Below are 25,451 nucleotides of genomic sequence, written 5' to 3' on the forward strand. Positions count from 1 at the left end.
AGACTGCAAATGCATTCTTACAAGAAAGCCAGGTGGGAAGTTGCCACCTGGCTTTTTTTCATTGCACCGTTGCACTTTTTTTGCAGCAAAGGCCGCGCGATAGGCGAAACTGCAAAACAGATGAGGCGCATACGCTTTACAATCCTCGCTCGCTTTACAAAATATTGGTCATCATGAATCAGGCAGAACAGCAGCGCCTCCTGGCTATCCTGGAGTATTGGCACAAGATTGAATTCTTTATACCGTTTGACCTGAATCAAATCACGGAAGTTGAAGACCCGTCCACCGTGCGTCTCCTTCATCGTGAACACCTGGCGCAATTGCCGCCGCAGTTTTATACCCAATTGCAAGTCGGCGCCGACCGCGAGGTCGACGGCTTCCAGCTATTCCTGAACGTGTTCGACAAGGCAGAGATCGGCAAGGTCTTGCCTGCCGGTGCGGAAAACATTTCCGAAATTGAAAAAACGGAACTGGCTGGCCGTTCCTGCTTTGCCCGCATCAGTTTGAATTCGCTGGGCGAACCGCAGTTCGATCCTGTTTCGGTCTCCACCTTGCCATGGGCATTGGGCCGCGCACGCACGCCGAACTGGTCCGGCTTGAGCCTGGACGCCTTCAGCGATAGCCAGCTCGCCTTGCAAGACAGCCTGCGCAATTTCGCCGCCGCGCGCAGCAAGCAGGCGCAAGTGACCGATGATGCTGGCAATGTCTCGGCGCCCTTGTCGGGGTTGGAAATCGGCGCACTGGCCGACTTGCTGGCTGACTGGGCCGGTTTCCGGCCATCGCCGGGCCAGCCGCTGGCCGTGCTGGAAATCCGCACGCGCAAGAAGCGCCCCGTCAAGGATATGGAAGCGGGTCTTGAAGGCAGCGGCAACCGCACCTTGGACTTTGGCGACACGGTCGAACCCACCATCGATATCCTCAACAGCTTTTACCTCGATGACCTGGAGCAGATTATCCGCGCCTTGCGTGGCGGAAAGTTGCCCGCCACCCTGGCCGCCTACCTGACGCCGCTGGCCCAGGAAGAGCGTATCGACCTGTACAGCCCGGCCGGACGCCAGGCGCTGGCGGCCATGCTCAATCCGGCCAATATGAACCGTGGCCACTGGCTGGAAGACTCCAGCTACGCCATGAGCCTGATGCAGCAGTTCGCCATCCATGGCGCCCGCACGGGCCTGGCTGAACGGGGTATTTTCTCCGTCAATGGCCCGCCAGGCACGGGCAAGACCACCTTGCTGCGCGAATTGTTCGCCGACAACATCGTGCGCCGCGCAGCCGTGCTGTCCAACCTGGACCGCGCCGCCGACGCCTTTATCGGCAAGGTGGCGGTCGCCTTCGAGGGCGTGCGCGACCCGATCACGATTGCCCGTTTGCGCCCGGAACTGACAGGCTTTGAAATGGTGGTGGCCTCGTCAAACAATGCCGCCGTGGAAAACATCTCGGCCGACTTGCTGAAACCCACGCAGCTGGGCAAGGAATGGGCGCGCACGCGCTATTTTGAAAGCGTGGCCCGCCGCGTGGTGGCCGACGGCAATGGCGCCAATCGCCAGTTGAGCGAAGATGAAGCGCCATGGGGGCTGATTTCCTGTGCGCTCGGCAATAACAACAACCGCCGCCGCTTCATCAGCAATTTCTACGATGACGACTGGGACACCAGCACGCAGCGCAAGACGCCGCAAGCGCAAAATATCCGCCAATGGTTATCCAGTCACCAGGGCATCAGTTTCGCCCAGGCATCGCGTGAATTCCGCGAAACGGAACACGTGGTGGAAAAGGCACTGGCTGAGCAAGCCCAGTATGCAGCCCTGTGGCAAGCGGTGGGTACGTGCAGCCAGGAAGAATTCCTGGCCAGCAGCCAGCAGGCGCTGATCGCCGCGGAAGCGGAAATGGACGGCGCCAATGGCGCGCTGGAGACAGCGCTGGCGCAGCAGGATATCTTGCTGGTCAAGAAGAAGGAATTGCAGGAAGAAGAGCGCTTGGTGAGCTTGACGGAACCGGGCTTCTTTGCCCGCTTGTTCCGCACGGCAACGGCGCGTACTTATCAGAACGCCGTGGTGGAAAATGCCGAAGCGCAGCGCCAGGCGGCCAAGGACGTGTCCAACATCAAGCTGCTGCTCAAGGGCGAGTTGGAACCGCGCTGCGAACGCGCGCGCCTCAGCTTGCATGTTGCCCTGCGCACGGCGCAATCGCGCCAGCGCGAATGGGATGACAGCACGGAAATGCTGCGCCGCGCGCGCCTGCGTTTCCACACCCTGATCGCGCCGGCGGCGCTGGAAGAACTCGATGGCGATGCCTTGCAGATTGGCGGCCTGTGGCATGAACCGGCGCTGGCCCGTTTGCGCTCGCGTTTGTTCGCCAAGGCGCTGGCCCTGCACGAAGCATGGCTGGCCGAAGTAGCAAAAAAAGGCGGCCCCGGCTTTGGCGGCAACTTACTAGCGGTGTCCAAGCTGTTGAAAAACAAGCGCGCCTACGACCAGTCGCATATCGCCATGGTCTGGCACAGCCTGTTCATGGTGGTGCCTGTCGTCTCGACCACGTTTGCCTCGTTTGCACGCCAGTTCCAGGGCATGGGTCCGGAATCGCTGGGCTGGCTGTTCATCGATGAAGCGGGCCAGGCCGTGCCGCAAGCGGCTATCGGCAGCCTGTGGCGTACCAAGCGCGCGGTAGTGGTCGGTGATCCGCTGCAAATCGAACCCGTGTTCACGGTGCCGGGCCGTCTAGTGCAAGCCTTGTCCACCCTGTCGCCGCATACGCAGAACGGTAGCTATGCGCCCACATCTGTTTCCGTGCAGACCCTGGCCGACCGGGCCAACCGCTATGGCGCGCAAGTGGGCGTGGCCAGCGGACAACCGCTGTGGATAGGCAGCCCGCTGCGCGTGCACCGCCGTTGCGTGGAACCGATGTTCTCGCTGGCCAATACCATCGCCTATGAAGGCAAGATGGTGTACGGCTTGCCTGACACCACGCCGCCAGCGCACGCGCGCGGCCTGAGCCGTGGCCCCAGCCGCTGGATCGACGTAGCCGGCCCCGTCAGCTACAAGCAGGTAGTGCCGCTGCAACTCGATTTCGTGCTGGAAGTATTGCTCAAGCTATATCGCCGCGATGGCAAGCTGCCCGAGATGTACTTGATCACGCCCTTCAAAGCCGTGCGCAATGAATTGCGTTCGCGCATCATGGACCTGGACTGGGATCGCCGCCTGGGCTATGGCAAGGCGCCTACGGCCCGCGAATTGGGCTTGTGGTGCGGCAAGATGGTGGGCACCGTGCACACCTTCCAGGGCAAGGAACAAAGTGTGGTGATGCTGGTGCTGGGCGCCGACAACAGCACGGCTGGCGCCGCCCAGTGGGCGGCGTCTACGCCGAACTTGCTGAACGTGGCGCTGACGCGCGCCAAACACCATATCTACATCCTCGGCAACCCGCTGCTGTGGGGACAACTGCCCCACTTCGCCCCGGCATGCGCGCAGCTGGCGCATACCGATATGCACGAATTCCTGGTGGAAATGGGCTAGAACAGGATCAACTGACCGACTTTGCCGTCTGCCCGAACAGCACGTTTTTGGCATCGGCGCTGACGGTCGGCTGCTGGTTGATTTCAGCGGCGCGAGCGTAGGCGCGGATGGTGGCCGGGCGGGCGGCGATGGCGGCAAACCAGCGCGCCAGGTACGGGAAGTCGGCCAGGTTTTGGCGCTGGCGCTCATGCGGCACGATCCATGGGTAGATGGCCATGTCGGCGATGGAATAGTCGTCGCCGGCAACGAAGGCGCGGTCGGCCAGGCGCTTGTTCAGCACGCCATACAGGCGGTTGGTTTCATTGACGTAACGGGTAATCGCATACTCGATCTGCTCCGGTGCATATTGCACAAAATGGTGGTTCTGGCCAGCCATGGGGCCCAGGCCGCCCATTTGCCAGAACAGCCATTGCGACACTTCGGCGCGCAAGCGCACGTCGGCTGGCAGGAATTGGCCGCTTTTCTCGGCCAGGTATTGCAAAATCGCCCCCGATTCAAACAGCGACAGCGGAGCGCCGCCATCGGCAGGCGCCTGGTCGACGATGGCGGGAATACGGTTGTTCGGTGCGATAGCCAGGAATTCGGGCTTGAACTGCTCGCCCTTGCCGATATGCACGGGAATGATGTTGTAGGGGATGCCCGCTTCTTCCAGGAACATCGTCACTTTGTGCCCGTTGGGCGTAGTCCAATAGTACAGGTCGATCATCGTGGTCTTTCAGTCAAATAGAGGATAGCTGGCTGGCGGCGCGCCCATGTGTATTGTCACGCCGCAACTGGTGCGCATGGCGGTGTGCATAGTTATAATGCCACGTAAGCGGAAAACAAGACGGCGCTTGCTCGATTTCCCATCGATGCAAGTACCCACTCTCAGCAACCATGCCGAGAACCAACGAAGAAAGCCGACCATGCGCAAAATTCTGATTCTCATGTTGCCTATCCTGCTGTCAGGCTGTGTCAAGGATTTCGCCATTTATACGATCGATGGCCAGGACCACGCGCTGACCGTGCGCCGCCAGCAAAATTACTTTTGGCAAGACACGGTGGAAGTGCAACTGATGGCGACGCACTTGCCGCAATGCCAGCGCCTGCATATCCTTTCCACCGAGGCGCCCGCCGATATCACGGTGGAAGTGTTTGCGGCGGGCGATGACGTATGGAATATCCGGATGGGCAAGCAACTGTGGCAGGCGGAGACGAATACCTGCAATAGCCTGACCGAAATGGAAAACGACCCGAAAGCAGATCTGGGCCAGCCAGTCGGCAAATTCGAGGTCGTCGATGACAAGCTGGTGTTTGAAGCGGCGCCACAGCCGGCAGCGCCGCCCCAATAAAGATTATGCAGCCAGGCTGCGCAGCGGCTTCCTGGACGATGCGCGCAAGGCCGATGGCGCGGCAGCCCTCACCCGCACGGCGCCGTTTTCCTGAGCCGACAAGGTAAAGCGCGACACCAGCTGCGCCAGTACGGCGGCCTGGTCCTGCATGCTGCCCGCCGCCGCTGCCGCCTGTTCCACCAGCGCCGCATTTTGCTGCGTCACGCTATCCATTTCCGTAATCGCCTGATTGACATGGCCGATGCCCGTGCTTTGTTCGTGCGAGGCAGCCGTGATGTCGGCCATGATGTCGGTCACGCGCGAGACGCTGGCCACCACCTCATCCATCGTCGTGCCCGCCTGCGCCACCAGGCTGCTGCCGGCCGCGATGCTGTCGACCGAGGCGCCGATCAAGCCCTTGATTTCCTTGGCCGCGGCGGCCGAACGTTGCGCCAGGTTGCGCACTTCCGAGGCCACCACGGCAAAGCCGCGCCCTTGTTCGCCGGCACGCGCTGCTTCCACTGCCGCGTTCAAGGCCAGGATATTGGTCTGGAAGGCGATGCCATCGATCACGCCGATGATGTCGACAATCTTGCGCGACGATGCATTGATGGTTTCCATGGTGCCGATCACCTGCGCCACCACGGCGCCGCCCTGGCGCGCTACGGCCGAAGCCGACTTGGCCAGTTCATTCGCTTGCACGGCGTTGCCCGTGTTTTGCGTCACGGTCGAGGTCAGTTCTTCCATCGACGCGGCCGTTTCTTCCAGGGAGCTGGCTTGCATTTCCGTGCGTGCCGACAAGTCCATATTGCCGCTGGCAATTTCACTGGACGCCGTGGCGATGGTGTCGGCGCTGTGGCGGATCTCGCTGATGGCGTCGACCAGGTTGGCCTGCATGGTCTTCATGGCGAACAGCACGCTTTGGCGGTCTTTGGGATTGGTGCGCACGACAGCACTCAAGTCGTTATTGGCGATGCGTTCGGCCACTTGCGCCGCATATTCAGGGTCGCCGCCCAGCGCATGGCGCAAACTGCGGTTGATGACCACCACGATGGCCGACAGCACGGCGCAGACCAGCACCAGCAGACCCAGCGCCGTCCACAGGGACTGGCGGAAGGCGGCATCGATATCGTCGATATAGACACCGACCACGACGGTCCAGTTCCATGGCTTGTAAGCCACCACGCGACTCATCTTGGGTTCGGCCTTTTGCTGGCCGGGACGGGGGAAGTGATAGTAGACAAAGCCCTTGCCCGCATCGCTCTTGCCCACAGCGGCAATGTCGCGGTACAGATAAGTGCCGTTGGCATCCTTGAAATCGAACATGTTCTTGCCATTGGTTTGCGGCGCGCCCGGATTCATCACGACCGACGAGTCAAAACCGATGATGGACAGATAGCCAGTCGCGCCAAAACGCATGCTGTTGATCACGGCAAGCGCCTGCTTTTGCGCCTCGGGCGTGCTCAAGGCGCCGCTGGCTGCCAGGTCACCGAACATCTTGACGGCGCCCAGGCCCAGGTCGGCTGCATTGGCCAGGTCGGCGCTACGTTCTTCGATGCGTATCTTGCGGATTTCCAGCGCGTTGTACACAAAGATGATCGTAATGCACAAGAGGCTGCAAATCAGGGGTATCCATAACTTTTGCTGGAAGGTCAGTTTCTTCATGCGTGTCTCCAACTTGTGTGGTGTGGCAGCGATAAGGACATGCCCCGCTTCCGCCCGGACGGCCGGAATGCGGGCGGCGCAGATGCTCTAGCGGCATCATTCAGACAACACCAGCATACGCTTGAAGTAACGAAACTGACAATGCTTATAAGAAATGTTTTTTTAAGAACGCCATGTCGTCCAAGGGACTGGCAGGAGGAAGAAGGAACTGTGGCAGAATGCGCGGCTAACAACGTTGCAAATACCTTGCATCCAACAGAAAGAACAGCATGACCAAGATCGAAGCCATGAAGCGCATCAACGACCGCCTGGGCAAACCCACGCTGACAGACAAAAACACGCATTTTGCCAGCGTGGCCAGCTATGGCACGGACGAAGGCTGGTGGCTGAAGATACCGTTCCTGACCTTCAAGCAGGAATTGCACTTTATCCTCAACAATGAGAAAACCAAGAGCTTCCAGCACTTGAAAATCGGCGCCAACCAGATCCTCAGCCCCGGCATGAAGTTTCGCAGCACGGGCGGCGCGGCCGACGCCTTCATGTCGGCCTCGACCCCAAAACGCCTGATCGACTTGCTCGATGGCGGCAGCAAGTACAACTTCACCAAACATCTGGTGAGCGAGTACCGCTACTAAAGCTGTTCGTCAGGAAAGTACCGCTTGATCGAGTGCTGACTGCGGCGGCAGCCAAGCCTGCAACAGGCTGTGGGCGATATCGAGCGCGTCGTCGCGGCTGCTGCCGAAATGCAGGGGGTAGCCCCAGAACTTGCCAAACATCACGGCAAACGCCTTGCCCGCCAGGCGCTTGGCGCAATCGGGCTCCACCATCACCAAGCCCTGGATATACGCGCGGATCACCGCCTTGTTCTGCTTCATCCACAAGGTCGTGCGCTTGCGCTCTTCCTGCGTGTGTTCATGTCCGCTATCGGCGTAACCCTCGTCGGTGAGAATGACGAATGCTTGCCGGCGCGTCAGCAAGGCATCGAATTGCGCAAACAGCGCCTCGGTATTGCCGCCGGATACGGCGTCGTGACGCATCCAGACCAGTGGAAAATTGGAAATGTCGAGCAGCATGGTATTACCTCCCTCATCAATAGTGCTTTTGCCCATCCGTCCAGACCTTCATCAGAGCACTGGCGGCGGCTGTTGCCGTTGAAGTGAGGCTGCGGATAAGCACACGATACCGAAGGTAGCGCTGGACGTCATTGCACAAATTGGCCACAATATTATTCAATTCAGCCAAACAAACTTGCCATGTCCCTACCCGTATTCCCCACCATGCCGCCATTACGGTCTGACATACCCTCTTCCATGGAACAGATTGATGACGTGCTGCGCCCCGTGCTGGCCGTGGGTGTCGCTTGTGTCAGCCGTGAATGGGAACAGGCGCCGCACCGCCACCGCAAGGGGCAGTTGCTATACGCCGTGCGTGGCGTGATTCATTGTGAGGTGGAAAGCGGGGTCTGGATCGTGCCGCCCCAGTGCGCCATCTGGATACCGGGCGGCTTGTTGCACGCGGCGCGCGGTGTGGGCGAGGCGCAATGTTATTGCCTGTTTGTCGATGCCGATATGGTCCAGGTCTCGTCCCCTGCCTTGCCCGACAGTTGCTGCACCCTCGCCGTCTCACCCTTGCTGCGCGAACTGATCATCAAGGCAGCCAGCTTCCCCACCTTGTATGCACTGAATGGCGCCGAAGAGCGCCTGGTGGCCACCCTGCTCGATGAACTGGCGACCGCCCCGGTGGAAGACTTGCACTTGCCGCTGCCACGCGATGCCCGCTTGCGCCAGCTGGCGGACTTGCTGCTGGCACAGCCAGCAGATAAGAGTACCTTGACGCAATGGGCGAGCCGCATCGGCATGAGCGAGCGCAGCATGACGCGGCAATTACTGGAGGAAATCGGCATGAGCGTGGGCCGCTGGCGCCGGCAATTGCATGTGATCATCGCCCTGCAGCGGCTGGCGAAAGGGCATAGCGTGAAAACGGTGGGGATGGAACTTGGCTATGAAAACACCAGCGGCTTCGTCACCATGTTCCGCAAGGCGGTTGGCCAGCCACCGGCGCGCTATCTGGCCGAGCGCAAGGCTGCCGCCAACGCTTGAAGTCATAAAAAAAAGGCGGCATCGCGCCGCCTTCTGCTTGCATCTACCGCGAAAATCAGCTTTCGCGGGCCAGCGCCAAAAATTCCGTGCGCAGCGCCAGGTTCGGCTGCATCTCGCCCAGCATGGCTGAGGTAATGGTTTCTTCGCCTGGCGTACGGATGCCGCGGCTTTCCATGCACAAATGACGGCAGCGCACGACCACCCCCACCGATTTCGGTTCCAGCACTTCCATCAAGGCATTCGCGATCTGCATGGTCATGCGTTCCTGTACTTGCAGGCGCTTGGAGAAGCAATCGACCAGGCGCGTCAGTTTCGACAAGCCGACGATTTTTCCATTCGGCACGTAGCCGATGGTGGCCTTGCCAAAGAAGGGCGCCAGATGATGTTCGCAATGGCTGTACACGGGAATGCCGCGCACGACGATCAATTCGTTGTACTGTTCGGCGCCATCTTCAAACGCTTTCAACAGGTCGACCGGGTTTTGACCGTAGCCCGAGGTCCAGTGTTTCCAGGCTTTCGCCACGCGTGCCGGCGTTTCCAGCAGACCAGGACGCTGTGGGTCTTCACCCAGGCTGCTGATCAAACGGCGCCAGTCGTTTTCGGAGAATTCTTCTTGAGACATACTAAAACACCCAAATAGTTACAATTGCCGCCAGTATATAGAAAAGTGGGCAATCTGCCTGAGCCGACCACGCTTTTCCTATTTAGCGGGCGGACGGTGCGCCTGCACCAGCATCGAAGAAATCGACACGCTGGAGCTCGCTTCGGGCCACACATCGTCCGCACCGAACCAGCGCGCCTCGGCAATTTCATTCTGGTCCAGGCGAATTTCGCCATCGAGATAATCGGCTGTAAACGCGATCATCAGCGAATGGGGGAAGGGCCAGGACTGGCTCATGAAATAGCGCAGATTGTGCACGCGCAAACCCACCTCTTCCATCACTTCGCGGTGCACCGCTTCTTCGATCGATTCGCCCGCTTCCAGGAAACCAGCCAAGGGACTGAAGCGCTGCGACGGCGAATGTTTGTGCATCGCCAGCAACACTTTTTCACCCTTGCGTATCAGTACCATCATCGCCGGCGAAATGCGCGGGTAGGCCAGCATGCCGCAAGCGCCGCACTTGAAGCTGCGCTCGCCCGGATGGCGCTGCATGGGCGTGGCGCACACGCCGCAATAACGGTGGGTGCGCGCCCACTCGGCCAGCTGGGCCGCGCGACTGATCAAGCCCAGGAAACCATCGTCCACCACATTGAACAGCGAGCGCAGGCTGTGATAGGCCAGGCTGCTGTCAGGCAAGGCTTCGTCATCAGTCCAGACCGTCTGGCAATAACGGCCTTGCCACATACCAACCGACTGCGCCTGCGCCAGATCAAGGCCCAGCGCCTTGACGCGCTCAAACTCGGGCAAGGCATGGTTCAAGGTATCCAATAGCAAACGGCCACGGTGAAATACAAAGGTCAGCGGATGATCAGGCAAGGGCGTGGGAACATCGATGAGGGGCAAAAACGCGTCGGGAGTCTGCAGCATGCTAAGAGGAAATTTGTAAAGGTTGCTCATCATACTCCCGCTCCAGAACGCTTGCGCGCATAGCAGCAAAGTGACCGGCAACACAAGCACTGATGGGATATCACAGTGTTTTTTTCCTGTCACGACGATTCGTTGCGTAAACGAGACTGATAACGATTCTCATTTACGAATCAGCTACCGATTATTACAATGTCTCCCATTCTTTCCATCGCCAGCCATCTGCCCCTCATGCTCCGGCATGGTCTTGCAGCGCCAGCCAGGACTTCTCAAGATCATTGAAAGCAAAAAAATGGCAATCAAGAGCCGCAAACATCTGTCATCCCGTTTCAACCAGCAGATCGGCGCCGCGCTAGCGGTGATGCTGCTGCCCGTCGCCGCTCACGCAGCCGACGCTGCCAACGCCGCCGATCCGGCCGGCCAGGCTGCGCCCGCTTCGCAGCAAACCCTGAACGAAGTCAAGGTCGTTGGCGCCAAGGAAAATGACTTCAAGGCAGAAAAAGCTTCGTCACCGAAATACACGGAAAAACTGGTCGATACGCCGCAAACCATCGTCGTGATCAAAAAGGAATTAATCGAGCAGCAAGGCGCCGTGACCTTGACCGATGCGCTGCGCAACACGCCTGGCGTGGGTACCTTCTTCCTCGGCGAAAACGGCAGCACCAATACGGGCGACGCCGTCTACATGCGCGGCTTCGATGCCTCGGGCAATATCTATGTCGATGGCGTGCGCGACGTGGGTTCCATCTCGCGCGATGTCTTCAATATCGAGCAGATCGATGTGCTCAAGGGCCCGGCCGGTACCGACAGCGGGCGCGGCTCGCCAACCGGTTCGATCAATCTGGTCAGCAAGACAGCAACCCTGGAAAACAATTTCAATTCATTGTTGACGGCAGGCAGCGGCAGCCAGAAACGCGCCACGGCCGACTGGAACCGGGTGATCGACGCCGACAGCGGCACCGCCTTCCGCCTGAACCTGCTGGACCAGAACAGCGGCAACCCGGCCCGCGATGAAGTCAAGAACAAGCGCTGGGCGGTGGCGCCCACCATCACCTTCGGCATCGGCAAACCGACCCGCGTCACGGCCAGCTACCTGCACGTGGACCAGAACAACGTGCCCGACGGCGGCGTGCCTACCATCGGCTTGCCCGGCTACACCACGCCCGATACCATTACAGCCACCAATAAAGTCGTCCGCACTTTCCTGAACAGCGCCGCCAAGGTCGACCCTAATAATTTCTATGGTTCCACGTCGGACTATGACAAGGTCAAGGCCGACATGGCGACCGTGCGCATCGAGCATGATTTTTCGCCCACGCTGCAATTGCAAAACACCACCCGCTACGGCAAGACCAAGGAAGACTATCTGCTGACATCCTTCATGGGCAGCACGGCCAACCTGGCGACACCGGTGGCCGCCGATCCATCGACCTGGACCCTGGCGCGCTCACTGCGCACGGTCAAGGATCAGGAAAACACGATTTTGACCAACCAGACGGTGGTGACTGCGCAATTCGACACGGGTACGTTGAAACACTCGCTGGTGACCGGCGTCGAGTTCACCAGCGAAAAGCAGACCAACTACAGCTATGTGCCCGCCAGCCTGGGCACCCTGGCGCCAGCCAATCTGTATCACCCGAATCCCAACGACCCGGTCACGGGTTTCAACCCGGTGCGCAGCGGCGCCTATACGGAAGGCGAAGTCAACACGCAGAGCGTGTATGCGTTTGACACCATCAAGCTGGGCGACAAATGGAGTTTTAATGGCGGCATGCGCTTTGACCATTTCAACACCACCTATGACGCCGTGACCCTGCAAACGGCAGTGGCGGCTGGCCAGGTCCAGCCTTTGCCCGTGGGCACGCCTATCCCTACCCACCTGACCTTGGGCAACACCTTGGCCAACGGCAAGCTTGCCGTGTCATACAAACCAACGGCGGACAGCAGCGTATACGCCCTGTGGGCCAGCTCGAAAGCGCCACCGGGCGTGAACTTTGCGCTGAGCGCCGCGGCCAGCAGTGCCCAGAATCCCACCTATGATCCGCAAGAAACCACCACCAAGGAACTCGGCGGCAAATGGGACTTGCTGAAACAAAAACTGTCGCTGACGGCCGCCCTGTACCAGACCACGGTCAGGAATGACGTGGAACAAGACCCCGTCATCCCTACCCTGTACTACCAGACCGGCAAGAAACGCGTGCAAGGCGTGGAAATCGGCGTGGTCGGCGAAATCATGCGCGACTGGCTGGTCAGCGCCGGCTATACCCGCATGAATACCGAAGTGGAATCGGGCAAGGTGGTGACGGCGTCGGGCATCAATAACCTCAGCTACACACCGAAACAGGCGTTCACCAGCTGGACTTCGTACACCTTGCCCTTCGGCCTGAAGCTGGGAGGCGGCGCCCGCTATGTGGGCGACATGTTGCGCGGCACCGATGGCGCCATCGGCACCCCGGCGCGCATCGATGGCTACTGGGTCTTCGACGCCATGGCCACGTATACCGTCAACAAGAACCTGGACTTGCAGTTGAATGCCTACAACCTGGCCGACAAAGTCTACGTGGCGGCCATCAACAAGAGCGGCTACCGCTACACGCCAGGCCAGCCGCGCTCGTTCAGCCTGACGGCCAATATCAAGTTCTGATCTGGCATGTAGCCGCCATGCGGCGCTTCAGCAAGCCCCTCCCTACCGGAGGGGCTTTTTTTATTTTATAAACATTGTCATTCATGGTGCATGTTCTGCCCCTCTGTATGAAAAGTCATACAGACTGCCCCATCACCGTCCAATAATTTGCGCATGCCAGAGCGCCTGCGATGCGATTACAATGCGGCTGCAATAAAAAAACCGCATGAAATCATTCACTTGCATATCTGCGTGGCAAAAAGCGATTTCAGGCATATCCTTTGCTATGTAAGAACCTGACAGCACGCAAATACACAAGAAATAGCTTATGAGCAACACCAGACCTGAGTTGCTCAATATTCAACATTAATACATAATCCGCTCGCAGCGGCGCTTCATCTGGAGGAGTCAACATGAAAAAGAAACGGCCATTAACCCTGTACATCCTGATTGCGATGATACTGGGCATAGGCGTGGGTTACGCATGCAACACGGCATTCCCGGATGCCAAGGCCAGCGCTGAAATCGCTGGCAATATCTCGATCGTCACCGACGTCTTCCTGCGCCTGATCAAGATGATCATCGCGCTGCTGGTGTTCTCGACCCTGACGGTCGGCATCGCCCACATGGGCGACGGCAAGACAGCTGGCCGCATCGGCTTGAAAGCCATGTGCTGGTTCATGGTGGCCTCGCTGGTGTCGCTGGCGCTGGGCATGGTGTTGTCCAACCTGATGCAACTGGGTACCAACCTGGGCTTGCCATTGCCGGACGTACACGCCAGCACCAATCTGAAGACCGCCGCTTTCACCATGAAAGACTTTTTCACGCATCTGGTACCGAAATCGCCGATCGAGGCGATGGCCAACAATGAAATCCTGCAAGTACTGGTGTTCTCCATCTTCTTCGGCGGCGCACTGGCTGGCCTGGGCGAATCGGGCAAGGCGCTCACCAACGTGATCGACCAGCTGGCGCAAGTCATGCTGCGCATCACCGGCACCATCATGAACATGGCGCCGCTGGCCGTGTTCGCTGCCATGGCTTCGGTTGTCACCACCCATGGCCTGGGCGTGCTGCTCACGTTCGCCAAATTCATGGGCGGCTTCTACCTGGGCCTGATCTGCCTGTGGGCGCTGCTGATCGCTGCCGGCTTCTTCGTCATCGGCCCGCGCATCTTCAAGCTGGTCAGCCTGATCCGCGAACCATTCCTGCTGGCCTTTTCGACCGCCAGTTCGGAAGCGGCCTACCCGAAACTGCTGATAGCGCTCGACCAGTTCGGCGTGGACCGCAAGATTTCCAGCTTCGTGATGCCTTTGGGTTATTCCTTCAACCTCGATGGCTCGATGATGTATTGCACCTTTGCCGTGCTGTTCATCGCGCAAGCCTACGGCATTGACCTGTCGATCGGTACCCAGATCACCATGCTGCTGTTGCTGATGCTGACCTCGAAAGGTATCGCCGGCGTGCCACGCGCCTCGCTGGTGGTGATCGCTGCGACCTTAACCCAGTTCAACATTCCAGAAGCGGGCCTGTTGCTGCTGATGGGCGTGGACCAGTTCCTCGACATGGGCCGTTCGGCTACCAACGCGGTTGGCAATGCCGTTGCCACCGCCGTCGTCGCCAAATGGGAAGGTGGCCTGGCCACGGAAGAAGAAGTCGCCGCCGCCAACGCCGCCAACCAGAACACGGAAAGCCACTGGGGCGCAGCCGATCACACCAGCAAGGCTTGATCCCGGCATCCTGGTCCGCCATGCGCGGACCAGGATATGTTCAAGCACCAGCCGCTCGTCACTCCTGAGGTACTTATGAAAAAAGCACTGTTTACGCTGCTGGCCCTTGGCGCCTGCAGCGGCGCCCTGGCGCAGTCCAACGTTACCATCTACGGCGTTGCCGACGCCGGCCTGGTGCTGGACAAGGATGCCGCCGGCGAGCGCCTGAACCGCATCGCCAGCGGTGTCGCCTCGGGCTCGCGCATCGGTTTCAAGGGCAGGGAAGACTTGGGCGGCGGCCTGGCCGCCAGTTTCGTGCTGGAAAACGGCTACAACATCGACACCGGCACGGCGGGCCAGGGTGGCTTGCTATTTGGCCGCCAGGCGTATGTGGGCCTGTCCGGCAGCGCCGGCGCCCTGACCGCCGGCCACCAGTATTCACCGTATTACCTGGCCTTGCGCGACGTGGCCGATCCTTTCGCCATCGGCCTGGCCGGCACTGCGGCGAACCTGATGGTGAGCAATATGCGTGTCGACAATATGCTGCAATACACCACGCCGACCTACAACAAGCTGTCGGCCGACCTGGCCTATGGCTTTGGCGAAGCGGCCGATAACAATGCGAAAAACCGCAGCATTGGCGGCGCCGTGCACTACATCGATGGTCCGCTGAACCTGACCCTCGCGCATCACCGCAAAGACAACGCCTTGGCGACCCAGCAAACCCGCAATACCCTGCTGGCCGTGCGCTACGATTTTAAGATGCTGCAAGCCAACTTCGGCTATGCAGACAACCGCGCACTTGACCTGAGCAAGAGCAACGATTTGCTGCTGGGTTTCAGTGCACCGTTTGGCCGCACCAAGCTGGTCGCCTCCTACATCCGCCACAACGACAAGAGCGTACTGAACCGTGACGCCCAGCAATGGGCCATCGGCGCGTTTTATTCGCTGTCCAAGCGCAGCGACCTGTACACCGGTTACGGCCATATCAGCAACAAGAATGGCGCCACGTTTACGGTCGGCAACGCGACCGATAATGGCACCGGCAATACAGGTTTTAACCTCGGCATACGTCATACTTTCTGATAACGCCTGCTTGTGCAATACCCAGGCCGCCGGAGTCAGATCCGGCGGCTTTTTTATCTTTACAGCACCTTGATGCGATACTGTCGGTCTATGAATAGCAGCAAACCACCTCTTTCCTGGCGCCAGCGCCTGATGCAGCGCTCAGGCCGCAAGGCACTGGCCTGGGGCATGGTGCTGGCCGCCTGCCTGGCGATCGTCTGGCTGGTGTATTTCTGGACTGAACGCATCGCCATCGGCAAGCTGCAGGCCAGCGGTGCGCAGCGGCTGGAGGTGTATATCAGCAGCCTGGAAAACGCGCTGGAAAAATACGATTTCCTGCCCAAGACGCTGGAGCTGAACCGCGATGTGATCCGTTTGCTGCAGCATCCGGAAGATCCCGTCTTGGTCGATACGGTCAACCATTATCTGGAGCAAATGAACGCCCAGGCCAAGTCGTCGACGATTTTTATCAGCAATCTCGATGGCAATACGCGCGCCGCCAGCAACTGGCGTTTGCCGGACAGCTTTATCGGCGACAATATCGCCTTCCGCCCCTATGCCAAGGATGCCTTGCGCGGCACGCCGGGACGCTTTTATGGCGTGGGCACGACGCGGCTGGAACCAGGTTATTTCTTTGCCCATGGCATTTATCAAAATGGCCGCATGCTGGGCCTGGCGACCGTCAAGCTGAACCTGGAAAACCTGGAAAAACGCTGGGTGCAAGGGGCAGATAAAGTGATGCTGGCCGATGAACATGGCGTGATTTTTCTCAGCTCCATGCCGGACTGGAAATACAAGACCCTGGCATCCTTGTCGGCCGATGTCGTCGAAGAACTTAACCGCACGCGCCAGTATTACTCGAAGCAGCTGGAACCGATCCCCTTTATTTCCGACCGCCAACTGGGCAATGGCGCACGCGTGATCTCCATACGCGAGCAGGATCGTGCCGATGGACCACCCAAGACCACGTCCAGCGTGATGACGCAGATCAAGCTCAAGTCGCCGCGCGACTGGACTTTTATTTACCTGTCCGATCTGTCGCAGGCGAAAGCCAGCGCCCGCGCGGCCGCCGCCTTTTCTTGCGTGCTGCTGGGCTTTTTCATGCTGCTATTCTTTTATTTGCGCCAGCGGCGCGCAGCCGTGGCGCAAAAACTGCGCGCACGCGAAGATTTGCAGCACGCCTACGACAACCTGGAAACCATGGTCGAGGAGCGCACCTCGGAATTGAATGCCATGACGCAAAGCCTGAGCCAGGAAATCGAGGTGCGCAGCAAGGCAGAGCAAAAACTGCACATCACGCAAAACGAATTATTCCAGGCAGGCAAGATGGCGGTGCTGGGCCAGATGTCGGCCAGCATCACGCATGAACTGAACCAGCCGCTTACGGCCCTGCGCACCATGTCCGATAATGCCGTGATCCTGCTGGAGCGGGGCCGGCTCGACGATGCGCGGCGCAACCTCACTAAAATATCGCAGATTGCCGCCAGGATGGGCGCCATCACGGGTCAATTGAAAGTGTTTGCGCGCAAGTCGACCACCAGCCTGACATCTGTCTCGATCCCTACCGCGATCAGCAATGCGCTATTTCTGGTCGAGCGCCGTCTGCAGGTGGAAAACGTACGCTTTACCTTGCATTTGCCGCCCGACGATATCTTCGCCATGTGCGAAAGCAACCGCCTGGAGCAGGTGCTGGTCAACCTGTTTGCGAATGCGCTCGACGCCATGCATGGCAGCGAAGTGCGCAGCTTGCGCGTGTCGGTAGAATGCACACCGGAGCAAGTCCTGATCCATGTGGCCGACACGGGACCGGGCTTATCGCCGGAAGTGTATGAACATTTGTTCGAACCCTTCTTTACTACCAAGCCGCAAGGCCAGGGACTGGGCCTGGGGCTGGCCATTTCCGAACAGATCACGCGCCAGTTCGGTGGCATATTGCGCGCCGAAAACGCCCCCGGCGGCGGCGCCATCTTCACCATCGAATTACAGATTGCAAGGCAGGAGGAAAAACATGTTTGAAGGCTTGAAGGTCTTGCTGGTCGAAGACGATCCCACGGTGCGTGAAGGCAGCGAGCAGGCGCTGCAGCTGGCCGGCCTGGACGTGCTGGCTTTTCATTCGGCCGAGCTGGCGTATAAATTGCTGAGACCAGACTTTCCCGGCATCGTCGTCAGCGATGTGCGCCTGCCCGGCATGAGCGGACTGGAACTGTTGCAAGCCGTCAAGACCTTGGACGCCAACCTGCCCGTGATTCTCGTCACGGGCCACGGCGACATCACCATGGCTGTACACGCCATGCGCACGGGCGCCTACGACTTCATTGAAAAACCGTATTCGTCGGAACAGCTGGTAGACGTCATCCTGCGCGCGCTGGAAACGCGGCGTTTGATGCTGGAAGTACACAGCCTGCGCCGCCAGCTGGAAGATGGTGGCGGTATCGAAGCGCGCCTGCTGGGCAATTCGGTGGCGATGCGCGACATACGGCGCTTGATACTCGACGTAGCCGACGAACCGGCCGATGTGCTGATCTATGGCGACACCGGCACCGGCAAGGAAATGGTGGCCCGCTGCCTGCACGACTTCAGCCACCGCCGCAAGCACAACTTTGTCGCCGTCAATTGCGGAGCGATTCCTGAAAGCATCTTTGAAAGCGAAGTCTTTGGCCACGAACCGGGCGCCTTCACGGGCGCAGCCAAGCGGCAAGTGGGCAAGATCGAGCATGCCGACCATGGCAGCTTCTTTCTCGATGAAATAGAAAGCCTGCCGCTGTCGCTGCAAGTCAAATTGCTGCGCGTGCTGCAGGAACGCTATATCGAACGCCTGGGTTCCAACCTGCCCACGGCGGTCGATGTACGGGTCATCGCGGCCGCCAAGCTGGATCTGGAAGAATTGTCGCAGCAACAGAAATTTCGCAGCGACCTGTATTACCGTTTGAATTTGATCGTGCTGCATTTGCCACCGCTGCGCGACAGGCGCGAAGATATCCCGATGCTATTCGAACACTTCGTGCTGGCTGCCGCTGCCCGCTATAACCGTGCCGCACCGGTGGTATCCAGCGCACAAATGCGCAACTTGATGGCGCACAACTGGCCTGGCAACGTACGCGAACTGCGTAATATTGCAGACCGCTTCGTGCTGGGCATCGCCAGCGGCGGCTCGAGCCTGCTGGCGGGGACACTGGCCAGTCCCTTGTCGCTGGCCGAACAGGTCAATGGCTTCGAACGTGCCCTGATCGAGCAGGAACTGCGCGCTTATGCGGGCAACGTCAGTGAAGTGAGCGCGGTATTAGGGCTGCCGAAACAGACCCTGTACCACAAGATGCAGAAATACAATCTGGTGGCTGAAGAATTCAGATAAGCAATAAAACCGTCAGGCAACCCTGCCCGTACGCAAGGCCACGGCCCAGTCGGGCCGGCCGTTGGCCAGCGCCAACTGCGCCGCCCCTTCCCAGTCATACTCCACCACATGAAACTGCGCCGACCAGCGTCCGCGGGCATCGCGTTCAACGATGGCGTAGCGCGCGTGCGGCGTGCCGTTTTCCATCACGTGCGGATAACCATGGTCGTCGCCATAGGCCGGCAAGCCCACGCTGCCGGGATTAACGACCAGCCGCCAGTCGGGCAAGACTACCTTGCGCGGCATATGCGTGTGGCCGCACAGTATCAGCGCCGCGTCCGCCGTACCTGCGCGCTGGACCACCTCGCCCAAAGTGGCGGCGCGGCTGCCTTGCGGCGTGACCGTATCGAGAAAATACACGAGATCGCTGGTCGGCGTGCCGTGCACCAGCAATACATCCTGCGCATCCTCCGTCAAACGCAAGGTGGCTGGCAGCGTCTCTATCCACGCCAATTGCTGCGGCAATAGCTGCTCACGCGCATAACGGTCCGACTCGCCCATGCGCGCCGGGTCGCCCAGCAACTGGCGTTCATGATTACCGGCAATGGTGGGGAAATCCAACGCCATCAGGCGTGCCGCCGTGGCGCGTGGCTGCAGATTGCCCGAGACGATGTCGCCCAGGTTGACGATCAAGTCTACGCCGCGGCGCGCGATGTCGGCCAGCACGGCGTCCAGCGCCGCCAGGTTGCCATGAATATCAGAAATGGCGGCGATTCTCATACGTTCTCCCCTTGTTATGTCACGCTGCAGTAGGACAATTCCGACGGCGACTTGCGCCGTGCGGCTACGCCAGCAACTTAACTGAATTGCTATTATTTTTCTATTGCATTGCCGCCCCAACCTTGCGGCCACGCCATCCCTATCGCAAAGGAGTTTACATGTTTGCCACGTCCGTGCCCGCCCGTCTTTCTCCACCACGCTTGCGCCACCTTGGCTTGCGCAGCGTCATGATGCTGGGGATACTGAGTATGGGCGCCGCCAGTACCACTGTCCGCGCCGACCCATCGGTCACCCTGGATCGCGCCAGCATTTCACTGGGTGCGTTTTATGCAGAACCGCGCATCAATATCGGGGCCGACACGCAATTTGGCCGTATCGATGCACCGGAATCGAATCCTAACCATACCACCATACCGAGGGTGAAAGCCGATTTGCTGATCGGCGATCGGCACGGCCTGGCCTTCGACTACTACCGCTACGACAAATCCTACACGCCTACCCTGACGGGCCAGACCACCATCAATGGCCAGCCAGTGTCGGGCACGGCTACCGCCAATGCGGACCTGGAACTGGACCTGGCCAAGCTGGCCTATAAATGGTGGTTGGGCGAAGGCAACGATACCTTCGGCATCGGCCTGGGCGCCGCCTATTACCGCGCCCACCTGGACGGCACGGCATCGGGCATTGTGAATGGTCAAACAGCGAGCGCCAGCGATTCCATCAGTGAACATGCGTTTGCACCGCTGCTGGAAGTGGGCTGGCGCCACGCCTTCACGCCAGACTTGCGCATGTATGCGGAAGCGTCGGGCATCAAGAAAAACGGCGGGCGTATCAATGGCCATATTTATGGCGGCAATATCGGTCTCGAGTGGTTTCCGTTCAAGAACATCGGCTTTGTGGCCGACTATGGCATCTCGAAAATCAAGCTGGACCGTGATAGCGATAATGCGCGCGAGGCAAATTTGAATGTGCGCCTGACGGGGCCGTCGGCCTATCTGAAGATGCGCTTCTGACATCGTCACTGACTGGCCCTGCAAGCCCTGCGGGGCCAGTTCTGCCCCCCTCCTTCCCCTCCCTTCCTGTTTCGCCGTCTTCCAAACCCGCATTTTCGTCGTTCGTTACCGAATTGCGACAGCCTGTCGCAAAAGTAATTATTTCCTAAGCGAACGATGTACAGTATTGTTGCCGAGAAATAAATATCCATGCAACGGCAGGAACCGTCGGCAGTCTGCGCATGACGCAGACCGCGCGGACTCCATTACCCTATCTAAAGCCCAGGAGAGTGCTGCACATGCTATCGATCAAACAGCTGAACAAAACCTATGACAATGGCGTCAAAGCCATCAACAACGTCAGTCTTGAAATACCGAACGGCATGTTCGGCTTGCTGGGCCCCAACGGAGCGGGCAAGTCCTCGCTGATGCGCACCATTGCGACCTTGCAAGACCCCGATAGCGGCAGCATTACTTTCGATGGCCTCGACGTGCTCAGGGACAAGGAAGGCTTGCGCCGCCAGCTCGGTTATCTGCCGCAGGACTTCGGCGTGTATCCGAAAGTCAGCGCGGAAACCTTATTGAATCACTTTGCCGTGCTGAAAGGCTTGACGGAAAAAGGCCCGCGCAAGGAAGCGGTGGAAGCCTTGCTGCAGCAAACCAATCTGTGGGAAGCACGCAAGCGCAACCTGGGCACGTATTCGGGCGGCATGCGCCAGCGCTTCGGCATCGCCCAGGCGCTGCTCGGTGCGCCACGCCTGGTGATCGTCGATGAACCGACGGCCGGCCTGGACCCGGATGAACGCAACCGTTTCCTGAACCTGCTGGCCAAGATCGGCGAACAGGTGGTAGTGATCCTGTCGACCCATATCGTGGAAGACGTGACGGATTTGTGCCCGCGCATGGCCATGATCGTCAAGGGTGAAGTGCTGGTGCAGGGCGAGCCGCAAGCCGCCATCGATACCTTGCAACACAAGGTCTGGCGCCGCAGCGTCACCAGCGATGAGCTGCCGCAATACCAGCAGCGCTTTAACGTGCTGTCGACGCGCCTGGTGGGTGGAAAACCGCAAATCAATGTGTTTGCCGACAGCCAGCCCGACAGCGGCTTCGTCTCCGTCGCGCCCGACCTGGAAGACGTGTACTTCCTGCATGTCCGCAGTGCCGCCCGCCAAGGCGCCGCAGTACAAGCCGCAGCAGCGTAAGGGGCCGCCATGTGGAAGGAATTTTTCAAGTTTGACCTCGGCTACCAGCTGAAACAACCTCTGCTATGGGTATTTGCGGCCATCATGGCCTTGATGGCCTTTGGCGTCACCACCAGCGATTCCGTGCAGATCGGCGGCGCCATCGGCAATATCAACCGCAACGCCCCCACCGTGATCGCGCAGATCATGGGCATGTTCAGCCTGCTGGCAATGTTTCTCGTCACCGTCTTCATCGCCGGCGCCGTGCTGCGCGACAGCGAAGTGGGCATGGCGGACATGCTGTTCGCCACGCCCATGCGTAAGTGGGATTATCTGTTCGGCCGCTTCGCCGCCGGCTTTGCCGCCTGCCTGATGATCTTTATCGCAATCGCCCTGGCCACCATGCTCGGGCCGCTGATGCCCTGGGTCGATCCACAACGGGTAGGCGCATTCTCGCTGCACACCTATGTCTGGAGCTTCGCCATCATGGTGATCCCCAACCTGCTGTTCATCGGCGCGCTGCTGATGCTGCTGGCAGCGACCACGCGTTCGATGATGCTGGTCTACGTGGGCGTGCTGGGCTTTTTCGTGCTGTGGGCGATGGCGGGTTCCTTTACGCGCGACATCAACAATGAATGGGTGTCGGTGCTGCTCGACCCGTTTGGCGTACGCGCTTTTGGCCGCATGACCCGCTATTTCACGTCCGCCGAAGCAAACACCATCCTGCCGCCGTTGTCCGGCTTCCTGCTGGCCAACCGCCTGCTATGGCTGGGTATCACGGCCGTGCTGTTCATCGCTACCGTACTGCTGTTCAAGCCGCAGCGCGCGGGTACCGGCAAGCGCTGGTTCGGCAAGAACAAGGTCCTGGCCGCCGGCCCCGCCGTGTCGGCCCCGCTGCACCTGCCGCGCACCGTACCGCGTTTTACGAGCGCGACGGGTTGGCGCCAGTGGTGGCAAATCCTGCGCTTCGACGCCGTAGGCGTGTTCAGGAGCGTACCGTTCATGGTCATGCTGCTGTTCGGCGTGATCAACCTGATCGCCGGTTCCAGCGTCGCCAAGAATATGTACGGCACGGCCGTGTATCCGATGACGCATCTGATGCTGCAAAATATCAGCAGCAGCTTCAGCTTCCTGCTGATCATCATCGTCGCCTTTTACGCGGGTGAACTGATCTTCAAGGAAAGGCAAGTCAAGATCGCAGATGTCAGCGACGCCATGCCGGTGCCCAACTGGGTGCCACTGCTGGCCAAATGCACGGCCCTGATCGGCGTGATCGCCGGCTACCTGCTGGTCGGCGTGATCGCGGCCATCGGCTTCCAGCTGTACAAGGGCGGCGCAACGGTGGAACTGGCGCTGTACCTGAAAGGCACTTTGCTGGGAGCATTCTTCTTCGTGCTGATGGCTTTATGTGCACTCACCTTGCAAGTGCTGTCCAACAATAAATTCATCGGCTATTTCCTGGTGATCGTGCTGATGATCGTGCAAGGCGTGCTGGGCATGCTGCACTTCGAACACAATCTGTACAACTTCGGCGCCACGCCTGCCATCAAATACTCGGACATGAATGGCTATGGCCACTTCCTGACGGGCTGGAGCTGGTTTGCCTTGTACTGGAGCTTGTTTACCGTGGCACTGCTGATCGTGGCGCAAGCATTCTGGGTGCGTGGCTTGTCGACCGGCTGGCGCTCGCGCGTGCGCCTGGCCGGCCAGCGTCTGAAAAGCAGCACCGGCGGCGCCCTGGCCGTGGTGCTGCTGGCCTGGATCGGCACGGGTGGCTGGATCTTCTACAACACCAATGTGCTCAACAAGTACGAGCCGTCGAACATCGCCATGGACAAGCAGGCCCGCTACGAGAAAATGTACAAGCAGTACAAGGACTTGCCGCAGCCAAAGATTACCGACATCCAGGCCAATGTGGACATCTATCCGGAACAGCGCAAGGTGCTGATCAAGGGCCACTACCTGCTGCAGAACAAGACCCAGCAAGCGCTCGATACCCTGCGCATCCAGCTCAATCCCGACTTTGAAACACATTGGCTGAACTTGCCAGCACACAAGGTCGAACTGGACGACAAGGACCTGGGATTCAGTATCCTCAAGCTGGCCCAGCCCTTGGCGCCCGGCGCGACCTTGCCGCTGGACTTCACGGTCGCCGTCACCCATGAAGGCTTTACCAACGATGGCACGCCGGACCAGGTTAACCTGAACGGCAGCTTTTTCAACAACCAGGTTTTCTTCCCGCATTTCGGCTATGCAAAAAGCTTCGAGCTGACCGACCGCAACGAGCGCCGCAAGCGGGGTCTGGGCGAACCGCAGCGCATGGCCAAGCTGGAAGACAAGTCGGCCTACGGCAATACAGTGTTTGGCAACGAAGCGGACTGGATCAATTTCGACACCACGGTATCGACCAGCGGCGACCAGATCGCCGTGGCGCCCGGCTATCTGCAAAAAAGCTGGAAAAAGGATGGCCGCCGCTATTTCCACTACAAGATGGACCAACCGATGATGCCTTTCTTCGCCTATCTGTCGGCGCGCTGGGACATCAGGAAAGGCGACTGGCATGGTGTGCCGATCGAGATTTACTACGATAAAAAGCATGGCTACAACACGGATCGCATGATCACCTCCGTGCAAAAGTCGCTCGACTATTACACCACCCAGTTCACGCCTTATCAGCACAAGCAGGTGCGTATCCTGGAGTTCCCGGGCTATCAAAGCTTTGCCCAGTCCTTCGCCAACACCATTCCCTATTCGGAAGGCATCGGCTTTATCGCCGACCTGCGCAAGAAGGACGACATCGACTACGTGTTTTACGTTACCGCGCATGAAATGGCGCACCAGTGGTGGGGCCACCAGGTGATCGGCGCCAACGTGCAGGGCGCCACCATGCTGATGGAGTCCCTGGCGCAATACTCGGCCCTGATGGTGATGGAAAAGGAATACGGCCGCGAAAAAATGCGCCGCTTCCTGCGCTATGAACTGGACCGTTATCTGAGCGGCCGTGGTGGCGAAGCCATCGAAGAACTACCCTTGGCGCGTGTGGAAGGCCAGCAATACATCCACTACAACAAGGGCAGCCTGGTGTTTTACCGCCTGCGCGATGAAATTGGCGAAGCAGCCTTGAACCGTGCCCTGAAACGCTATCTGCAAGACAAAGGTTTCCAGCAAGCACCCTTCACCAATACCTTGGAATTGCTGAGCTACATACGTGCCGAAGCGCCGCAAGACAAGCAGGCGCTGATCACGGACCTGTTCGAGAAGATTGTGTTCTACGACAACCGCGTCACGGAAGCGACTGCCGTCAAGCGGGCCGATGGCCAGTGGGATGTCACCATGAAGCTGCACCTGGCCAAGCTGGAGTCCGACGGCAAGGGCAAGGAAAGCCCGCGTGTCTACGACGAGCCGGTGGAAATCGCCATCTTCTCGCGCCCACCGGGCGGCAAGGAAAAAGATGAGAAAGTCTTGTTCACCGACAAGCGCGTCTTGCAGGGCAGCGATCCGGTGGTGACGATTACCGTCAAGGAAAAACCGTTCGAAGTGGGCGTCGATCCTTACAACAAGATGATCGACCGGGTGTCTAGCGATAACCGCAAGGAAGTCAGTTTTAACTAGACGCTGAAACAAAGTAAAAAGGCCGCGCAATCATCGATTACGCGGCCTTTTCT

19 protein-coding genes are annotated in these 25,451 nt (G+C 59.3%); 12 read left to right on the forward strand and 7 right to left on the reverse strand.

Annotated elements, in window-relative coordinates; genetic code table 11:
* Positions 1-17 precede the first annotated feature (17 nt).
* On the reverse strand, positions 18-302 hold the full coding sequence (locus HDE75_RS26895; protein WP_260174449.1) for a hypothetical protein: 285 nt from the start codon (positions 300-302) through the stop codon (positions 18-20).
* Between HDE75_RS26895 and HDE75_RS26020 the strand changes: the two genes are divergently transcribed.
* The gene (locus HDE75_RS26020; protein ID WP_311735166.1) at positions 288-3,509 is read left to right on the forward strand and encodes a DEAD/DEAH box helicase; all 3,222 of its coding nucleotides are present in this window, start codon (positions 288-290) and stop codon (positions 3,507-3,509) included. The two genes, HDE75_RS26895 and HDE75_RS26020, sit on opposite strands and share 15 nt — an antisense overlap.
* Positions 3,510-3,516: 7 nt before the next feature.
* Here HDE75_RS26020 and HDE75_RS26025 read toward each other — a convergent pair whose 3' ends face one another.
* Positions 3,517-4,215 carry a glutathione S-transferase N-terminal domain-containing protein gene (locus tag HDE75_RS26025; RefSeq protein ID WP_183682859.1) on the reverse strand — a complete coding sequence of 233 codons (699 nt, stop codon included), beginning with the start codon at positions 4,213-4,215 and terminating at the stop codon, positions 3,517-3,519.
* 199 nt (positions 4,216-4,414) lie between these two features.
* Between HDE75_RS26025 and HDE75_RS26030 the strand changes: the two genes are divergently transcribed.
* A complete protein-coding gene (locus HDE75_RS26030; protein ID WP_183682862.1) occupies positions 4,415-4,840 on the forward strand; it encodes a hypothetical protein in 426 nt (141 codons plus the stop codon).
* Positions 4,841-4,843: 3 nt separating this feature from the next.
* On the opposite strand, the gene HDE75_RS26035 is transcribed toward HDE75_RS26030, so the two are convergent.
* Complete coding sequence (locus tag HDE75_RS26035) at positions 4,844-6,484, reverse strand: methyl-accepting chemotaxis protein (RefSeq protein ID WP_183682865.1); 1,641 nt, start codon at positions 6,482-6,484, stop codon at positions 4,844-4,846.
* Positions 6,485-6,753: 269 nt separating this feature from the next.
* On the opposite strand from HDE75_RS26035, the gene HDE75_RS26040 reads away from it, so the two are divergent.
* Positions 6,754-7,119: a hypothetical protein gene (locus HDE75_RS26040; RefSeq protein WP_183682867.1), complete on the forward strand. Its 366-nt coding sequence runs from the start codon at positions 6,754-6,756 to the stop codon at positions 7,117-7,119.
* A 9-nt stretch (positions 7,120-7,128) separates the two neighbouring features.
* On the opposite strand, the gene HDE75_RS26045 is transcribed toward HDE75_RS26040, so the two are convergent.
* Positions 7,129-7,557, reverse strand: coding sequence for a hypothetical protein (locus HDE75_RS26045; RefSeq protein ID WP_183682870.1), 429 nt, complete (start codon positions 7,555-7,557; stop codon positions 7,129-7,131).
* Between the two features lie 180 nt (positions 7,558-7,737).
* Between HDE75_RS26045 and HDE75_RS26050 the strand changes: the two genes are divergently transcribed.
* Positions 7,738-8,583 carry an AraC family transcriptional regulator gene (locus tag HDE75_RS26050; RefSeq protein ID WP_260174452.1) on the forward strand — a complete coding sequence of 282 codons (846 nt, stop codon included), beginning with the start codon at positions 7,738-7,740 and terminating at the stop codon, positions 8,581-8,583.
* A gap of 55 nt (positions 8,584-8,638) precedes the next feature.
* Here the strand turns inward: HDE75_RS26050 and folE are convergent, their stop codons facing one another.
* Positions 8,639-9,205: a GTP cyclohydrolase I FolE gene (folE, locus tag HDE75_RS26055; protein ID WP_183682873.1), complete on the reverse strand. Its 567-nt coding sequence runs from the start codon at positions 9,203-9,205 to the stop codon at positions 8,639-8,641.
* 78 nt (positions 9,206-9,283) lie between these two features.
* A complete protein-coding gene (gene nudC / locus HDE75_RS26060) occupies positions 9,284-10,111 on the reverse strand; it encodes an NAD(+) diphosphatase (RefSeq protein WP_183682973.1) in 828 nt (275 codons plus the stop codon).
* Between the two features lie 289 nt (positions 10,112-10,400).
* On the opposite strand from nudC, the gene HDE75_RS26065 reads away from it, so the two are divergent.
* The 5 genes from HDE75_RS26065 (at position 10,401) to HDE75_RS26085 (ending at position 18,854) form a co-directional block, all read left to right on the forward strand.
* A complete protein-coding gene (locus HDE75_RS26065) occupies positions 10,401-12,752 on the forward strand; it encodes a catecholate siderophore receptor Fiu (RefSeq protein WP_183682876.1) in 2,352 nt (783 codons plus the stop codon).
* Between the two features lie 392 nt (positions 12,753-13,144).
* Positions 13,145-14,458 (forward strand): dicarboxylate/amino acid:cation symporter, encoded by a 1,314-nt coding sequence (locus HDE75_RS26070; RefSeq protein ID WP_183682879.1) that lies wholly within the window; start codon positions 13,145-13,147, stop codon positions 14,456-14,458.
* Positions 14,459-14,533: 75 nt separating this feature from the next.
* On the forward strand, positions 14,534-15,523 hold the full coding sequence (locus tag HDE75_RS26075) for a porin (RefSeq protein WP_183682880.1): 990 nt from the start codon (positions 14,534-14,536) through the stop codon (positions 15,521-15,523).
* Between the two features lie 90 nt (positions 15,524-15,613).
* Positions 15,614-17,518, forward strand: coding sequence for a sensor histidine kinase (locus HDE75_RS26080; protein WP_260174453.1), 1,905 nt, complete (start codon positions 15,614-15,616; stop codon positions 17,516-17,518).
* Complete coding sequence (locus HDE75_RS26085; protein ID WP_183682883.1) at positions 17,511-18,854, forward strand: sigma-54-dependent transcriptional regulator; 1,344 nt, start codon at positions 17,511-17,513, stop codon at positions 18,852-18,854. Before HDE75_RS26080 ends, HDE75_RS26085 begins: the two co-directional genes overlap by 8 nt.
* 12 nt (positions 18,855-18,866) lie before the next feature.
* Here HDE75_RS26085 and HDE75_RS26090 read toward each other — a convergent pair whose 3' ends face one another.
* The gene (locus HDE75_RS26090) at positions 18,867-19,613 is read right to left on the reverse strand and encodes a metallophosphoesterase family protein (RefSeq protein WP_183682886.1); all 747 of its coding nucleotides are present in this window, start codon (positions 19,611-19,613) and stop codon (positions 18,867-18,869) included.
* A 158-nt stretch (positions 19,614-19,771) separates the two neighbouring features.
* Here HDE75_RS26090 and HDE75_RS26095 point away from each other — a divergent pair, with 158 nt between their 5' ends.
* The 3 genes from HDE75_RS26095 to HDE75_RS26105 all read left to right on the forward strand — a co-directional run bounded on the left by HDE75_RS26095 (position 19,772) and on the right by HDE75_RS26105 (position 25,398).
* The gene (locus HDE75_RS26095) at positions 19,772-20,626 is read left to right on the forward strand and encodes a hypothetical protein (protein ID WP_183682889.1); all 855 of its coding nucleotides are present in this window, start codon (positions 19,772-19,774) and stop codon (positions 20,624-20,626) included.
* 278 nt (positions 20,627-20,904) lie between these two features.
* Positions 20,905-21,807 carry an ABC transporter ATP-binding protein gene (locus HDE75_RS26100; protein WP_183682892.1) on the forward strand — a complete coding sequence of 301 codons (903 nt, stop codon included), beginning with the start codon at positions 20,905-20,907 and terminating at the stop codon, positions 21,805-21,807.
* A gap of 9 nt (positions 21,808-21,816) precedes the next feature.
* Positions 21,817-25,398, forward strand: a complete 3,582-nt coding sequence (locus tag HDE75_RS26105) for an ABC transporter permease/M1 family aminopeptidase (protein WP_183682895.1) — start codon at positions 21,817-21,819, stop codon at positions 25,396-25,398.
* Positions 25,399-25,451 lie beyond the last annotated feature (53 nt).

This window comes from Janthinobacterium silvisoli, assembly GCF_014200725.1.
In the GTDB taxonomy this organism is placed as follows: Bacteria; Pseudomonadota; Gammaproteobacteria; order Burkholderiales; family Burkholderiaceae_D; genus Janthinobacterium.

Coding starts and splice junctions, on each gene's coding strand:
- HDE75_RS26095 (WP_183682889.1), top strand. CDS start 19,772: ATGTTTGCCACGTCCGTGCCCGCCCGTCTTTCTCCACCACGCTTGCGC.
- HDE75_RS26040 (WP_183682867.1), top strand. CDS start 6,754: ATGACCAAGATCGAAGCCATGAAGCGCATCAACGACCGCCTGGGCAAA.
- HDE75_RS26050 (WP_260174452.1), top strand. CDS start 7,738: ATGTCCCTACCCGTATTCCCCACCATGCCGCCATTACGGTCTGACATA.
- HDE75_RS26065 (WP_183682876.1), top strand. CDS start 10,401: ATGGCAATCAAGAGCCGCAAACATCTGTCATCCCGTTTCAACCAGCAG.
- HDE75_RS26080 (WP_260174453.1), top strand. CDS start 15,614: ATGAATAGCAGCAAACCACCTCTTTCCTGGCGCCAGCGCCTGATGCAG.
- HDE75_RS26085 (WP_183682883.1), top strand. CDS start 17,511: ATGTTTGAAGGCTTGAAGGTCTTGCTGGTCGAAGACGATCCCACGGTG.
- HDE75_RS26045 (WP_183682870.1), bottom strand. CDS start 7,557: ATGCTGCTCGACATTTCCAATTTTCCACTGGTCTGGATGCGTCACGAC.
- folE (WP_183682873.1), bottom strand. CDS start 9,205: ATGTCTCAAGAAGAATTCTCCGAAAACGACTGGCGCCGTTTGATCAGC.
- HDE75_RS26105 (WP_183682895.1), top strand. CDS start 21,817: ATGTGGAAGGAATTTTTCAAGTTTGACCTCGGCTACCAGCTGAAACAA.
- HDE75_RS26090 (WP_183682886.1), bottom strand. CDS start 19,613: ATGAGAATCGCCGCCATTTCTGATATTCATGGCAACCTGGCGGCGCTG.
- HDE75_RS26030 (WP_183682862.1), top strand. CDS start 4,415: ATGCGCAAAATTCTGATTCTCATGTTGCCTATCCTGCTGTCAGGCTGT.
- HDE75_RS26070 (WP_183682879.1), top strand. CDS start 13,145: ATGAAAAAGAAACGGCCATTAACCCTGTACATCCTGATTGCGATGATA.
- nudC (WP_183682973.1), bottom strand. CDS start 10,111: ATGCTGCAGACTCCCGACGCGTTTTTGCCCCTCATCGATGTTCCCACG.
- HDE75_RS26100 (WP_183682892.1), top strand. CDS start 20,905: ATGCTATCGATCAAACAGCTGAACAAAACCTATGACAATGGCGTCAAA.
- HDE75_RS26025 (WP_183682859.1), bottom strand. CDS start 4,215: ATGATCGACCTGTACTATTGGACTACGCCCAACGGGCACAAAGTGACG.
- HDE75_RS26075 (WP_183682880.1), top strand. CDS start 14,534: ATGAAAAAAGCACTGTTTACGCTGCTGGCCCTTGGCGCCTGCAGCGGC.
- HDE75_RS26895 (WP_260174449.1), bottom strand. CDS start 302: ATGAAGGAGACGCACGGTGGACGGGTCTTCAACTTCCGTGATTTGATT.
- HDE75_RS26035 (WP_183682865.1), bottom strand. CDS start 6,484: ATGAAGAAACTGACCTTCCAGCAAAAGTTATGGATACCCCTGATTTGC.